This window comes from Variovorax sp. YR566, assembly GCF_051992195.1.
Classification (GTDB): domain Bacteria; phylum Pseudomonadota; class Gammaproteobacteria; order Burkholderiales; family Burkholderiaceae_C; genus Variovorax.
Map to the genome: position 1 here is coordinate 3,204,874 of NZ_CP197092.1, position 14,219 is coordinate 3,219,092.

At 66.2% G+C, this 14,219-nt stretch carries 13 protein-coding genes; 11 read left to right on the top strand and 2 right to left on the bottom strand.

Translation table 11 applies throughout. The annotated features are described in order from the left end of the window. Positions 1-8: 8 nt before the first annotated feature. Genes odhB through ACTG4X_RS14850 form a run of 4 tightly spaced genes read left to right on the top strand, consistent with a single transcriptional unit; the run spans position 9 to position 4,501 of the window. On the top strand, positions 9-1,280 hold the full coding sequence (odhB, locus tag ACTG4X_RS14835) for a 2-oxoglutarate dehydrogenase complex dihydrolipoyllysine-residue succinyltransferase (RefSeq protein WP_440534169.1): 1,272 nt from the start codon (positions 9-11) through the stop codon (positions 1,278-1,280). A 14-nt stretch (positions 1,281-1,294) separates the two neighbouring features. Beyond that, positions 1,295-2,725: a dihydrolipoyl dehydrogenase gene (gene lpdA / locus ACTG4X_RS14840; RefSeq protein WP_093052249.1), complete on the top strand. Its 1,431-nt coding sequence runs from the start codon at positions 1,295-1,297 to the stop codon at positions 2,723-2,725. A gap of 16 nt (positions 2,726-2,741) precedes the next feature. Next, on the top strand, positions 2,742-3,842 hold the full coding sequence (gene zapE, locus ACTG4X_RS14845; protein WP_093078086.1) for a cell division protein ZapE: 1,101 nt from the start codon (positions 2,742-2,744) through the stop codon (positions 3,840-3,842). After that, positions 3,839-4,501 carry a hypothetical protein gene (locus ACTG4X_RS14850; RefSeq protein WP_440534170.1) on the top strand — a complete coding sequence of 221 codons (663 nt, stop codon included), beginning with the start codon at positions 3,839-3,841 and terminating at the stop codon, positions 4,499-4,501. The genes zapE and ACTG4X_RS14850 overlap by 4 nt, the downstream gene beginning before the upstream one ends. Before the next feature lie 11 nt (positions 4,502-4,512). Here the strand turns inward: ACTG4X_RS14850 and ACTG4X_RS14855 are convergent, their stop codons facing one another. Next, positions 4,513-5,283 (bottom strand): PP2C family protein-serine/threonine phosphatase, encoded by a 771-nt coding sequence (locus ACTG4X_RS14855; protein ID WP_093052241.1) that lies wholly within the window; start codon positions 5,281-5,283, stop codon positions 4,513-4,515. A gap of 107 nt (positions 5,284-5,390) precedes the next feature. Between ACTG4X_RS14855 and ACTG4X_RS14860 the strand changes: the two genes are divergently transcribed. Beyond that, positions 5,391-5,594, top strand: coding sequence for a YdcH family protein (locus tag ACTG4X_RS14860; RefSeq protein WP_093052238.1), 204 nt, complete (start codon positions 5,391-5,393; stop codon positions 5,592-5,594). Then, positions 5,591-7,678, top strand: a complete 2,088-nt coding sequence (locus ACTG4X_RS14865) for an ATP-dependent DNA helicase (RefSeq protein ID WP_440534171.1) — start codon at positions 5,591-5,593, stop codon at positions 7,676-7,678. The genes ACTG4X_RS14860 and ACTG4X_RS14865 overlap by 4 nt, the downstream gene beginning before the upstream one ends. A 33-nt stretch (positions 7,679-7,711) precedes the next feature. Here ACTG4X_RS14865 and ACTG4X_RS14870 read toward each other — a convergent pair whose 3' ends face one another. After that, positions 7,712-8,518 (bottom strand): outer membrane protein assembly factor BamD, encoded by an 807-nt coding sequence (locus ACTG4X_RS14870; protein ID WP_093052233.1) that lies wholly within the window; start codon positions 8,516-8,518, stop codon positions 7,712-7,714. A 50-nt stretch (positions 8,519-8,568) separates the two neighbouring features. On the opposite strand from ACTG4X_RS14870, the gene ACTG4X_RS14875 reads away from it, so the two are divergent. The 5 genes from ACTG4X_RS14875 (at position 8,569) to rlmN (ending at position 14,216) form a co-directional block, all read left to right on the top strand. Beyond that, positions 8,569-9,567, top strand: a complete 999-nt coding sequence (locus ACTG4X_RS14875; RefSeq protein WP_440534172.1) for an RluA family pseudouridine synthase — start codon at positions 8,569-8,571, stop codon at positions 9,565-9,567. 129 nt (positions 9,568-9,696) lie between these two features. Continuing rightward, on the top strand, positions 9,697-10,614 hold the full coding sequence (gene scpB, locus ACTG4X_RS14880) for an SMC-Scp complex subunit ScpB (protein WP_440534173.1): 918 nt from the start codon (positions 9,697-9,699) through the stop codon (positions 10,612-10,614). Further along, positions 10,611-12,467 (top strand): pseudouridine synthase, encoded by a 1,857-nt coding sequence (locus ACTG4X_RS14885; protein ID WP_093052224.1) that lies wholly within the window; start codon positions 10,611-10,613, stop codon positions 12,465-12,467. The genes scpB and ACTG4X_RS14885 overlap by 4 nt, the downstream gene beginning before the upstream one ends. Positions 12,468-12,620: 153 nt before the next feature. Then, a complete protein-coding gene (ndk, locus tag ACTG4X_RS14890; RefSeq protein ID WP_093052220.1) occupies positions 12,621-13,046 on the top strand; it encodes a nucleoside-diphosphate kinase in 426 nt (141 codons plus the stop codon). Between the two features lie 21 nt (positions 13,047-13,067). After that, a complete protein-coding gene (gene rlmN / locus ACTG4X_RS14895; protein WP_093052217.1) occupies positions 13,068-14,216 on the top strand; it encodes a 23S rRNA (adenine(2503)-C(2))-methyltransferase RlmN in 1,149 nt (382 codons plus the stop codon). The last annotated feature ends 3 nt before the right edge of the window (positions 14,217-14,219 follow it).

Sequence of the window (14,219 nt, forward strand, 5' to 3'; positions counted from 1 at the left end):
CACTCCAAATGTCTATCGTAGAAGTCAAAGTCCCCCAGCTTTCCGAATCCGTGGCCGAAGCCACCATGCTCACGTGGAAGAAGAAGGCCGGCGAAGCCGTCGCCGTCGATGAAATCCTGATCGAGATCGAGACCGACAAGGTCGTGCTCGAAGTGCCCGCGCCTTCGGCTGGCGTGCTGGCCGAAATCGTGCAGCCCGATGGCGCCACCGTGGTGGCCGATCAGCTGATCGCCAAGATCGACACCGAAGGCAAGGCTTCGGCTGGCGCCCCGGCGGCAGCGCCCGCAGCAGCAGCTCCGGCTGCCGCCGCGCCTGCCCCGGCAGCAGCTGCAGCCGCCGCCGGCGGTTCGAAGTCCGACGTTGCCATGCCCGCCGCGGCCAAGCTGCTGGCCGACAACAACCTGAAGACCAGCGACGTTGCCGGCACCGGCAAGGACGGCCGCGTCACCAAGGGCGACGTGCTCGGCGCGGTTGCCTCGGGCGCCAAGCCTGCCGCGGCTGCCGCCACCATCGCGGCACCGGCCGCCAAGCCGGCCCTGCCGCAAGTCGCTGCACCGACCGGCGCGCCCGACCTGGGCGAGCGTCCGGAACAGCGCGTGCCGATGAGCCGCCTGCGCGCCCGCATCGCCGAGCGCCTGCTGCAATCGCAGTCGACCAACGCCATCCTGACCACGTTCAACGAAGTCAACATGGCGCCCGTCATGGAGCTGCGCAAGCGCTTCCAGGACAACTTCACCAAGGAACACGGCGTGAAGCTCGGCTTCATGAGCTTCTTCGTGAAGGCCGCTGTGCATGCGCTGAAGAAGTACCCGGTGATCAACGCCTCGGTCGACGGCAACGACATTCTGTACCACGGCTACTTCGACATCGGCATTGCCGTCGGTTCGCCGCGCGGCCTGGTGGTGCCGATCCTGCGTAACGCCGACCAGATGAGCTTTGCCGACATCGAGAAGAAGATCGCCGAGTTCGGCAAGAAGGCGCAAGACGGCAAGCTGGGCATCGAAGACATGACCGGTGGCACGTTCTCCATCTCGAACGGCGGCACCTTCGGCTCGATGCTCTCGACCCCGATCATCAACCCGCCCCAGTCGGCCATCCTCGGCGTGCACGCCACGAAGGATCGCGCCGTGGTTGAAAACGGCCAGATCGTGATCCGTCCGATGAACTACCTCGCCATGAGCTATGACCACCGCATCATCGACGGCCGCGAAGCCGTGCTGGGCCTGGTTGCCATGAAGGAAGCGCTGGAAGACCCGTCGCGCCTGCTGTTCGACATCTGAGGAGAAAGAACCAGATGGCAAACAAGCAATTCGACGTCGTCGTCATCGGCGGCGGCCCCGGCGGCTACATCGCGGCCATTCGCGCCGCGCAACTCGGCTTCAACGTCGCCTGCATCGACGAGTGGAAGAACGGCAAGGGCGGCCCCGCGCCGGGCGGCACCTGCACCAACGTCGGCTGCATCCCTTCGAAGGCGCTGCTGCAATCGTCGGAGCATTTCGACCAGGCCGGCCACCACTTTGCCGACCACGGCATCAAGGTCGAAGGCCTGGGCCTCGACCTCGACAAGATGCTGGCCCGCAAGGACCAGGTCGTGAAGCAGAACAACGACGGCATCCTGTACCTGTTCAAGAAGAACAAGATCACCTTCTTCCATGGCCGTGGCTCGTTCGTGAAGACCGACGAAGCCGGCTATGAGATCAAGGTGGCGGGCGCCGCCGAAGAGTCGATCAGCGGCAAGCACATCATCGTGGCCACGGGCTCCAACGCCCGCGCACTGCCCGGTGCGCCGTTCGACGAGGAGAACATCCTCTCGAACGACGGCGCGCTGCGCATCGGCGCGGTGCCGAAGAAGCTGGGCCTGATCGGCTCGGGCGTCATCGGCCTCGAAATGGGGTCGGTGTGGCGTCGCCTCGGCGCGGAAGTCACGGTGCTCGAAGCACTGCCGACGTTCCTCGGCGCGGTGGACGAGCAGATCGCCAAGGAAGCCAAGAAGGCCTTCGACAAGCAGAAGCTCAAGATCGAACTCGGCGTGAAGGTCGGCGAGATCAAGTCGTCGAAGAAGGGCGTGAGCGTTGCGTGGACCAATGCCAAGGGCGAAGCCCAGACGCTGGAAGTCGACAAGCTGATCGTGTCGATCGGCCGCGTGCCCAACACAATCGGCCTGAACGCCGAAGCCGTGGGCCTGAAGCTCGACGAGCGCGGCGCCATTGCCGTGGACGACGAGTGCAAGACGAGCCTGCCCAACGTCTGGGCCATCGGCGACGTGGTGCGCGGCCCGATGCTGGCGCACAAGGCCGAGGAAGAGGGCGTTGCCGTGGCGGAGCGCATTGCGGGCCAGCACGGTCACGTCAACTTCAACACGATCCCGTGGGTGATCTACACCAATCCCGAGATCGCGTGGGTCGGCCAGACCGAGCAGCAGCTCAAGGCCGCGGGCCGTGCCTACAAGGCCGGCACCTTCCCGTTCCTCGCGAACGGCCGCGCGCGCGCGCTGGGCGACACGACCGGCATGGTCAAGTTCCTGGCCGATGCTGCCACCGACGAGATCCTGGGCGTGCACATCGTGGGCCCGCAGGCCAGCGAGCTGATCTCCGAAGCCGTCGTGGCGATGGAGTTCAAGGCCAGCGCCGAAGACATCGCGCGCATCTGCCACGCTCACCCGTCGCTGTCGGAAGCAACGAAGGAAGCGGCACTCGCCGTGGACAAGCGCACGCTGAACTTCTGATCTCGCGATCTTTCTTTTGACCAGCGTCAAACAGGCCTATGAGGCGGAACTCGCAGCGCGCGGGTTCCACAGCGATCCAGCGCAACTGCACGCCGTGGAGGCGCTGGATCGCTGCGCCAACGAATGGGCCGAGTACAAGGCCCAGCGCTCGAATGCGCTGAAGAAGTTCATCAACCGGCCGGAGCTTCCGCGCGGCGTCTACATGTACGGTGGCGTCGGGCGGGGCAAGAGCTTCCTGATGGACCTGTTCTTCAACGCCGTACCGCTGCGGCGCAAGACGCGGCTGCACTTTCACGAGTTCATGCGCGAGGTGCACCGCGAACTGCGCGAGTTGCAGGGCACGGTCAATCCGCTCGACGAGCTTGGGCTGCGCATTTCCAAGCGCTACAAGCTGATCTGCTTCGACGAGTTCCATGTGGCGGACATCACTGACGCGATGATTCTTCATCGGCTGCTGGTGTCGCTGTTCGAGAACGGCGTGGGTTTCGTCACCACCTCGAATTTCAAGCCGGACGATCTGTATCCCGGTGGCTTGCACCGCGACCGCATCCTGCCGGCCATTGCACTGCTGAACGAAAAGCTCGAAGTGCTGAGCGTCGATAACGGCACCGACTACCGGCGCCGCACGCTCGAACAACTGCGCATGTACCTCACGCCGAATGACGCGGTGGCTGAGAAGGAAATGCGCAAGGCCTTCGACAAGCTGGCCGAGACGGCCGACGAAAACCCGGTGCTGCACATCGAGCAGCGCGAGATCCGTGCGCGGCGCAAGGCCGGCGGCGTGGTCTGGTTCGATTTCAAGACGCTGTGCGGTGGTCCGCGTTCGCAGAACGACTATCTCGAAATCGCGAGCCAGTTCCACACGGTGCTGCTGTCCGACGTGCCGCACATGCCGGTGCGCATGGCTTCGGAAGCACGTCGTTTCACCTGGCTGGTCGACGTCTTGTACGACCGGCGCTGCAAGCTCATCATGTCGGCTGAGGTTCCGCCCGAGGCGTTGTACACCGAGGGGCCGCTGTCGCACGAGTTTCCGCGCACGGTTTCCCGGCTCACCGAAATGCAATCGAGCGAGTTTCTCGCCCTGGAACGCCGCATCGTCGACACCCGACTCACATGAAAAAATTCGCTCTTGCCCTGCTCATGACGTTGGCCAGCCTGCCGCTGTGGGCGCAGTCCAACGCCGCCGCGGGCAGTGCCGACCTCGAGGGCGAAAAGCGCCGGCTTTCCACCGAGCGCGAGGCCATCGAGAAGCGCTTCGTCGAAGAGCGGGCTGCCTGCTACAAGAAGTTCGCGGTGGAAGACTGCCTGCGCGAGAGCCGCAGCCGTCGCCGCACGGAAACCGACAACATCAAGCGGCAGGAAACCGCGATCAACGACATCCTGCGCCAGCGCAGCGGCGCGGCCGAGCTGCAGAAGCTCGACCAGAAGGCTGGCACCCAGCGCCCGCAGGACTCTCGCGAGAAGCAGGAACAGTCGATCCAGGGCCAGAAGGAGCGCGAGCAGCGCGCTGCCGACCACGCGACCAGCCGCGCGGCTACAGCGGCCGAGGCGGCCGAGCGCGAGCGCCAGTTCCAATCCAAGCAGCAGGCGCATGCCGACGAGCAGGCCAAGGCGGCCCAGCGTCAGGCCGAGGCGCCCACGGCCGCCAAGCGTTTCGAAGACAAGCAGAAACGCGCCGAAGAGCATAGGGCCAGCCGCGAGCGGCAGAACGCCAACCGCAGCAAGCCGCGCGGGGCACCACTGCCGGCGCCGGCAGCTTCGTCGCCCACGCCCTGACCGGGCACCGCTCAGGCGGCGACTGGCAGCGGATCGAGCTTCAGAACGGCAATCGAGATGTTGTCGCCCGTGCCCCGGGCCCGGCGGCGCGCTTCACCCACCAGGATTTCGACCGCATCGCGCGGCGGCTGTGCATACAGCACGCTCGCCAGTTCTTCTGGGCTGAAGTAGTGCCAGAGCCCGTCGCTGCAAGCCATCAACAGGTCTCCCGGCGCCAGCTTCGGGATGTAGTAGGGGTCGATGGGTGGCGGCGTGGTCGTCATGCCCAGGCAGCCGAGCAGGATGTTGCCCTGCGGATGGATGTTGGCCTCGGCCTCGGTGATCTGGCCGCGGTCAATCAGCACCTGCACGTACGAATGGTCGCGCGTGCGCCTGATGAGCTGGCCGTCGTGGAAGTGATAGATGCGCGAGTCGCCGGCGTGGATCCAGGCGCAGTCGCCCTTGGGGGTCATGAGGAAGGCCGCCAGCGTGCTGTGCGGCTCCTGCTCGCTGGAGACGGCGGTGAGCTTGATGACCGTGTGCGAATCTTCGAGGATCTGCTTCAGCACGGCTTCCGGGTCGTCGCGGCCGGGCTGGTAGCGGGTGAAGAGCTGGCGTGCCGTCATCAGCACCTGGTCGGAGGCCTTGCGCCCGCCGCTGCGGCCGCCCATGCCGTCGGCCACGATGCCCAGCACGCAGCCAGGCACGCGCGGATGGCTCATCAGCAGCACCTGGTCTTGTTGGTACGGGCGGTCTCCCTTGTGGAGTCCGGTGGCCGCGGCGAGTCGAAAGCCTTGGGTCATGAGGCATATGCGCCTGAAGCGCGTGTTTCTGTCTGCTCGGAGATTCGTGTCAGGACGTATTATCGAATGAACATGTGCCGCAAAAACCTCGCGCGCGCTCCCCACCGTTGGACTCCAATCTTCACTCCCTTTCCCGTCAGCTGATCGAACTGCGTATCGAGCACGCCGATCTCGACGCCACCATCGACCGGCTGGCCGAGGGCTCGCCGCAAGACGAGCTGCTGCTGCGGCGCCTGAAAAAGCGCCGCCTCGCGCTGCGTGACCAGATCACGCGCCTCGAAAACGACCTCGATCCGAAAGAGCCGGCGTGACAGGTGCGCTCGAAGACAAGGTGCGCGATGCCTTCGCGCAGGACGGCGCGCTGTCGCGTGCCGCCGACCAGTTCCGCGAACGCTCGGGACAAACTGAAATGGCAATGGCCGTCGCCCGCACCATCGACCAGGGCGGCGTGCTGGTGGTCGAGGCGGGCACCGGGGTGGGCAAGACCTTTTCGTACCTCGTGCCGGCCCTGCTGAGTGGCGAGCGCGTGCTGCTGTCGACCGCCACCAAGACGCTACAGGACCAGCTGTTCGGCCGTGACCTGCCGCGTCTTGTCGAAGCTTTCGGCCTGCCGGTGCGCACGGCGCTGCTCAAGGGGCGCGCCAGCTACCTGTGCCTGCATCGGCTCGACCAGGCGCGCCATGACGCTTCATTGCCGGAGCGCGGCAGCCTGCGCACGCTCGCCAAGATCGAGCAGTGGTCGAAGGCCACGCGCACGGGCGACCTGGCCGAGCTGCCGGGGCTCGACGAGCGCTCGCCGCTGATTCCGCTGATCACCTCCACGCGAGAGAACTGCCTGGGCGCGCAATGCCCGCAGTTCAAGCCCTGCCATGTCAACCTGGCGCGGCGCGAGGCGCTGGCGGCCGACATCGTGGTCATCAACCACCATCTTTTCTTTGCCGACCTCGCAGTGCGCGAGACCGGCATGGCCGAGCTGCTGCCGACAGTGAGCGTGGTGGTGTTCGACGAAGCCCACCAGCTCAACGAAACCGGCGTGCAGTTTCTTGGCGCGCAGCTCGGCAGCGGCCAGGCGCTCGACTTCGCGCGCGACATGCTGGCGGCCGGCTTGCAGCATGCGCGCGGCCTCGTCGACTGGCAGCAACTGGTCGGCGCGCTCGAACGGGCTGCGCGCGAACTGCGGCTGGTGGTCGGCAAGCAATGGCCGGGCGCCAAGCTGCGCTGGCTGGGTGCGTCGCCCGAGGGCATCGATCCCGACGCATGGCAGCGCGCATTGGACGATCTGCTGCACGCGTTCGAGCTGGCGGCGGAGGGACTTGCCACCGTCAGCGAAATCTCGCCCGACTTCGTGCGGCTGCACGAGCGGGCCCGCCAACTCGCGAAACGTACCGCGCGCTTCGCCTTGCCATGCGAGGTCGATTCGGTGCGCTGGGTCGACGTGGGCACGCAGTTGCGGCTCATCGAATCGCCGCTGGACATCGCCGATGCCATGCGCAAGCGGGTGCTCAAGATCGTCGAGGCAGACGCTGATGTTGGCGACGATGGCGACGACGATGATCTCGATGGCTATGGCGAGCGGCCGGCGCGCGAGGCAGCAGCGGCGGTGCAGGAAGACAGCGGCCGCGCCTGGGTCTTCACCTCCGCCACGCTGGGCGATGAGCCCACGCTGCGCTGGTTCACCGAGCCCTGCGGACTGCAGGACGCGGAAGTGCTGCGCGTACAGAGCCCGTTCGACTATGCGTCGCAGGCCGCGCTCTATGTGCCGCGTGCGTTTCCCAAGCCCAACGATCCGTCGCACAGTCAACGCGTCGCGGAATTGGCTGCGCGCGGCGCGACGGAGCTTGGCGGTCGCACGCTGGTGCTGACGACCACGCTGCGAGCGCTGCGCACCATCGGCGATGCGATGAAGCAGCAGTTCGAACTGCTCGACGCGCAAGTGCGGCCCGAGGTGCTGGTGCAGGGCGAGTTGCCCAAGCGCGTGCTGATGGACCGCTTTCGCGAAGGCGCGAGCGCCGGGCGCGCTGGCTGCGTGCTGGTGGCATCGGCTTCGTTCTGGGAGGGCTTCGATGCGCCGGGCGATGCGCTGCAGCTGGTGGTGATCGACAAGCTGCCGTTCCCGCCGCCCAACGATCCGCTGGTCGAGGCGCGCTCGCAGCGCCTGGAATCACAGGGGCGCAGTTCGTTTTCCGACTATTCGCTGCCTGAGGCGGCCGTGGCGCTCAAGCAGGGGGCGGGGCGGTTGATTCGGCGGGAAACCGACAGTGGCGTGCTGGCGATCTGCGATACGCGGCTGGTGGCCATGGGCTATGGCCGCCGGTTGCTGTCGGCGCTGCCGCCGATGCGGCGGCTCGAAAACGAATCGGATTTCGAGGCCGCGCTGGACGCGCTCAAGACCTAGCTTCTGGCCAGGAAGAGCGCGTGCTCTGGTGGCTTACCAGAGCTTCCACCAAGGGTCGTCCTTGCCCTTGAAACCGTTAGCGAGGTAGGTGCTCTGCGGATAGTTGGTGGTCAGCACGCGCTGGGCGTCGTCGCGCAGGTCCTTCATGCCGAGGGCGTCGTACGACTTCACCATGATGAACAGGGCTTCTTCGAGCGCCGGCACTTCGCGGTAGTCGGCCAGTGCAATCTGGGCCCGGTTGATGGCTGCCAGGTAGGCGCCGCGCGAGTAGTAGTAGCGTGCCACGTGAACTTCGTACTGCGCGAGCGAGTTCACGATGTAGTTCATGCGCTGGCGCGCGTCAGGGGCGTAGCGCGAATCGGGGAAGCGCGTGACGAGGTCCTTGAACGATTCGAACGATTCCTTGGCGGCCTTCTGGTCGCGCTCGGACAGGTCCTGGCGCGTCATGAACGCGAACATGCCGAGGTCGTCGTTGAAGTTGATCACGCCCTTGAGGTACAGCGCATAGTCGAGAGCCGTGCTCGCCGGATGCAACTTCATGAAGCGGTCGATGGTGGCGATGGCGCTCGCCTTTTCGCCCGACTTGTACTGGGCGTAGGCCTTTTCCAGCTGCGCCTGCTGCGCGAGCGGTGTGCCGGCAGCGCGGCCTTCGAGCTTCTCGTAGAGCGGAACGGCCTTGTCGTAGGCGCCCGATCCGGCCTCTTCCTTGGCTTCAGAGTAGATGCGGTTGGGGCTCCAGTTGGCAGTCTTGTCGACGGAGGTCGACGAGCAGCCAGCTGCCAGCAGAGCCGCCGCGCTGAGCGCGATCCAGCTGGGGACCGATAATTTGGCGCGAAACATCACATACGGCTTTCGTGAAACAGTTGCCCTCAATTATATCGACCGACCCTTTGGGCAATATCCCCGAGACCGCCGAGGTGGCCGAGCTCGAAGAGGGCGCCGATCCGATCGAGCCCAGCGAGCAGCGGCCTTTCGTCATCGATCCGGCTCAGCACGGCCAGCGGCTGGACCGCGCGCTTGCCGCGCTGGTACCCGAGTTTTCCCGCAGTTACCTGCAGCAATTGATCGAGGCTGGCGCGGTGGAGCTGCAGGGCCGCACGCTCACCAAGGTCTCGGCTACCGTGAAGGCGGGGCAGGCCGGCCGCATCGAATTGCGCCCCACGCCCCAGAGCCAGGCCTTCCGGCCCGAGGCGATGGACATCGTCACCGTGTACGAGGACGAGCACCTGCGCATCGTCGACAAGCCGGCCGGCCTCGTGGTGCATCCGGCACCCGGGCACTGGAGCGGCACGCTGCTGAACGGCCTGCTGGCGCTGGACCCGAAGGCGGTGCTGCTGCCGCGCGCCGGCATCGTGCACCGGCTCGACCGCGACACCAGCGGCCTGATGGTGGTGGCGCGCACCCGCGCCACCATGGACGCGATGGTGGCGCTGATCGCCGCCCGCGAGGTCAAGCGGCAGTACCTGGCCATCGGCCACAAGCCGTGGGAGGGCGCGGCGGCCCGCCAGGTCGACGCCCCCATCGGCCGCGACCCGCGCAACCGGCTGCGCATGGCCGTGGTCGATCTCGAGCGGCATGCGGGCAAGACGGCGCGCACGCTGATCGAGCGGCTCGACAGCAACGCCGAAGGCTGCGCTGTGCGCTGCACGCTCGAAACCGGGCGCACCCACCAGATCCGCGTGCACATGGCGTCGATCGGTCATCCGCTGGTGGGAGACGCGCTTTATGGCGGCGCGCCGGCTGCCGGGCTGTCTCGCCAGGCGCTGCATGCATTCAGGCTGGCCTTCGTGCATCCCGTCACGCAAGAGGCGATGGAGTTCCATTCGCCGCCGCCGCCAGATCTCGTCCAGGCTTTGCAGTCCTGGGGGCTGGATTACAATCGCGCCTGACGGCCCGAGGGCCGCGCCGGTCACCCAAGGCCGGCCTTGCGTTGCATTTGCCGCGTGCCTGCAGCGCCTACTCCTTTCATCCTTCTGAACAAGCGTCCCTGAGGCGCCTTTTCCCGGATAACGCGAACCATGAATACGGCGGATGCCAAGCGCATTCTCGAAACCGCCTTGATCTGTTCGAGCCAGCCGTTGCCGGTGCGCGATATGCGCGTGCTGTTCGACGACGAACTGGGTGTGGACACCATCAAGGTGCTGTTGCTTGAACTGCAGGAAGACTGGGCGCAACGCGGCCTGGAGCTTGTGAGCGTCGGCAGCGGCTGGCGCTTCCAGAGCCGGCCGGAGATGCGCGACCACCTCGACCGCCTGCACCCCGAGAAGCCGCCGCGCTACACGCGGGCCGCACTCGAAACGCTGGCCATCATTGCCTATCGGCAGCCGGCCACGCGCGGCGACATGGAAGACATCCGCGGCGTGACGATCAATTCGTTGATCCTCAAGCAGCTGGAAGATCGCGGCTGGGTCGAGGTCATCGGCCACCGCGAAACGGTCGGCCGACCGGCGCTGTATGCAACCACGCGCCAGTTTCTTGACGACCTGGGCCTTGCCTCGCTCGATCAGCTCCCGCTGATCGAGACGCCCGCGCAGCAGGCCGCGCTGGTCGATGCGCTCGAACGGGCGTCGGGTGAGCAGCAGGGGCTGCCTATCGATGCCGCGCCGGAGGCCGAAGCATTGGCCGAGGGCGATGCGGATGCATCGGCGATGGCAGAGCTGGAGCCCGCCGCAGCCGAAGCCGAAGTTACTGAGGCGGAGCAGGAAGTCGCTGCCTCGCAGCAGGACGAAGAAGTGCCGGCAGAAGAGCCCGCCGTCATCGACATGGCGCCAGAAGTCGCCGAAGAAGCGGTCGAAGCCGCCGAAGCGCAGTTTGCCGAGAACGCGGCAGACACCGAATCCCCCGCCGAGCCCGCCCAGGCGCCGTCGCCAGAACCCGATGCCCCGTCTCAGGACGAGGCCGACCCCCACGCTCCCTCTCCCGGAAAAACCTCATGAGCACAACCGACACCGAAGACGCGGCGATGCTGCCGGCCGAGCCCGAAGTCAAAAAGAAGAAGAGGGCGACCACGCCCAAGAAGGCTGCAGGTGATGCTATTGAATCGGTAGCGCCAGAGGTTGCGGCGCAGGAAGTCGCAGCGCCGGCGGAGGCTGAAGCACCCAAGAAGCCACGCGCGCCTCGCAAGAAGAAGCCGGTGGAGCAGGCTGTGGCGGATGAGGCGGCGGCGTTGCCCGTCGCGGAAGCGTCCGAGATGGCCGTGCCGGTAGCTGTTGTTGCAGAGGAAGCTCCGGTTGTTTTCGCTGCCGTCGAAGAAGAAGCTCGAGATCCGGCGCCGGTCGAGGCCGCGCGCCAGGCGCCACGGCCCGAACAAGCCGATCGCATCCACGACCAGGACGACGAAGAACGGGACGAGGACGAAGACGAAGAAGAGCCCGACGAGGAAGAAGACGACCTCGACCGTGCCCGTCGCGCCGCCGAGCGCGAGCAGCGCAATGCGTTGCCGCCCGAGCCGATCCGCTTCGCGGACGTCATCTCCGGCCAGTTCGATGCCGACGAAGAAAGCCCCGAAGTCCCGCCGCTCAAGCGCGTGCTGCTGCCCGAGGCCGATTCGCCCAAACTGCACAAGGTGCTGGCGCAAGCCGGCCTCGGCTCGCGGCTCGAAATGGAGCAGCTGATTCTCCAGGGCCGCATTTCCGTCAACAACGAGCCGGCCCACATCGGCCAGCGCATCCAGTTCGGCGACCAGGTCAAGATCAACGGCAAGCCGATCCGCTACCGCATCGCGCCTCCGCCGCCCCGCGTGATCGCGTATCACAAGCCCGTGGGCGAAGTGGTCACGCATGACGATCCGCAGAACCGCCCGACCGTGTTCCGCAAGCTGCCGCGCCTGCAACAGGGCAAGTGGCAGTCGGTCGGTCGCCTCGACCTGAACACCGAAGGCCTGCTGCTGTTCAGCAGCTCTGGCGACCTGGCCAATCAGCTCATGCACCCGCGCTTCGGCCTGGAGCGCGAGTACGCGGTGCGCGTGCTGGGCGCGCTCACCAGCGAAGAAAAGCAGAAGCTGCTCGACGGCGTGCGCCTCGACGACGGTATGGCGCAGTTCGGCACCATCGAAGACGGTGGCGGCGAGGGCTCGAATTGCTGGTATCGCGTGACCATTTCCGAAGGGCGCAACCGCGAAGTGCGCCGCCTGTTCGAGTCGGTGGGCCATGCGGTCAGCCGGCTGATCCGCATCCGCTACGGTGCCATGGTGCTGCCGCGCGGCCTGAAGCGCGGTGCCTGGATGGAGCTCGACGAGCGCGACATCCGAGCGCTGTTCCAGGCCTCCGGTGGCGCGGCTGCCCGGCCCGGTCCGCAGCAGCAGCGCGGCCCCGGGCAAGAGGGCGGTGGCGGCAATGGCCGCAACGGGCGCAACAAGAAGCGCCGGGGCAACCGCAATGGTGGCGGTGGTGGACAGCCGCCGCGCGACATGCGCGATGCACGCGAAGATGGCGGACGCGAAGCGCCGATTCCGAATCCGCTTGGCGATGGCCGTCCGCCGCGCGGCGACCGGGGTGCCCGCCCCAATCGTGGCGGTGGCAATGGCGGCCCGCCCCAGGGGCAGGGACGCCGTGGCAACAGCGGCAACCGCCAGGGCGGCGGCAATCGCCAGCAGGGCGACGACCGTCAACCGAGCGGCGCCAATCAGCCCGATCCGATGAAGACCTCGTTGGGGTACATCGGTGCCGACAGCTTCTCGCGCCAGCGCAAGGAGCAGCGCGGAGGCCCGCGTCGTGGTGGAGGCGGGGGCGGTGGTGGCGGCTTCGGCGGTCAGGGCGGCCAAGGCGGCGGACGCCGTCGCGGGCGCTGAAAGCCAGCCGTCGGAGCGCGGCCTTTCGCGGGGTTTTCACCAATCCGCAAGGCTGCGCCGGTTAAAATCAGAGGCTTTGTCGACATGTGACGCAACAAATTCGTTGCAGTTGTGACAAAACACTTCAAAATCAAAGCTCCAGGAAGCATTTCAATGGCTATCGAACGTACCCTCTCCATCATCAAGCCCGACGCAGTTGCCAAGAACGTCATCGGCAAGATCGTTTCCCGTTTTGAAGCTGCTGGCCTCAAGATCGTCGCCGCCAAGCTGGTGCACCTGTCGCGCAACGAAGCCGAACAGTTCTACGCCGTGCACAAGGAACGTCCCTTCTTCAAGGACCTGGTCGAGTTCATGATCTCGGGCCCCGTGTTCGTGCAAGTGCTCGAAGGCGAAAACGCCATCGCCAAGAACCGCGATCTGATGGGCGCCACCGACCCCAAGAAGGCAGCCGCCGGCACCATCCGCGCCGACTTCGCCGACAGCATCGACGCCAACGCCGTGCACGGTTCGGACGCTGCCGAAACCGCAGCGAACGAAGTCGCTTTCTTCTTCGCCGGCCTCAACGTCTACGCACGCTGAAGCCGCATCTCGACCGATTCCATGACCACGGCCAATCTGCTCGACTTCGATCTCGAGGGGTTGGCGGCGTTCTGCGAAAAACTCGGCGAGAAAAAATTCCGCGCCACGCAGCTGTTCCGCTGGATTCACCAGCGTGGCGCCAGCGACTTCACCCAGATGACCGATCTGGCGAAGTCGCTGCGCGAGAAACTCGCGACCACTGCGCGCGTGGAGGCCCTGCCGGTCATAACGCAGCACGAATCCAAGGACGGCACGATCAAGTGGCTGTTCGACGTCGGTGACGGCAATGCCGTCGAAGCCGTATTCATTCCCGAGGACGACCGCGGCACCTTGTGCGTGTCGTCCCAGGCCGGCTGTGCGGTCGGTTGCCGCTTTTGCTCGACTGGGCATCAGGGCTTCAGCCGCAACCTGAGCACGGGGGAAATCGTCGCCCAGCTCTGGTTTGCCGAACACTTCCTGCGCAAGCACTTGAAGCGCGACGAGCGCGTCATCTCCAACGTGGTGATGATGGGCATGGGCGAGCCGCTGCAGAACTATTCCGCGCTGGTGCCCGCGCTGCGCACCATGCTCGACGACAACGCCTACGGGCTGTCGCGCCGCCGCGTGACGGTGTCGACCTCCGGCGTGGTGCCGATGATCGACCGCCTGGGCGCCGATTGCCCGGTGGCCATGGCCGTTTCGCTGCATGCGCCGAACGACGCGCTGCGCGACGACCTCGTGCCGCTCAATCGCAAATACCCGATCGCCGAACTGATCGAGGCCTGCAAGCGCTATCTGGCGCACGCGCCGCGCGACTTCATCACCTTCGAATATTGCATGCTGGATGGCGTGAACGACCAGCCCGAGCATGCGCGGCAGCTCGTCGAACTGGTGCGCACGCACGGCATCTCGTGCAAGTTCAACCTGATTCCTTTCAACCCGTTTCCGGCCTCGGGTCTGCTGCGTTCGCCGCAGCCGCGCGTGCTGGCATTCGCCAGGACACTGAGCGAAGCTGGTCTCGTGACCACCGTGCGCAAGACGCGCGGTGATGACATCGATGCCGCCTGCGGCCAGCTCGCCGGCGACGTCAAGGACCGCACCCGCGCGGCCGAGCGCATGGCCCAGCGCCGTGCAACCGAGCGCCCCGTTGTTTTGCATCCGGTCCGCAAGGCCGCCCCCCAGGAGCATTGAACT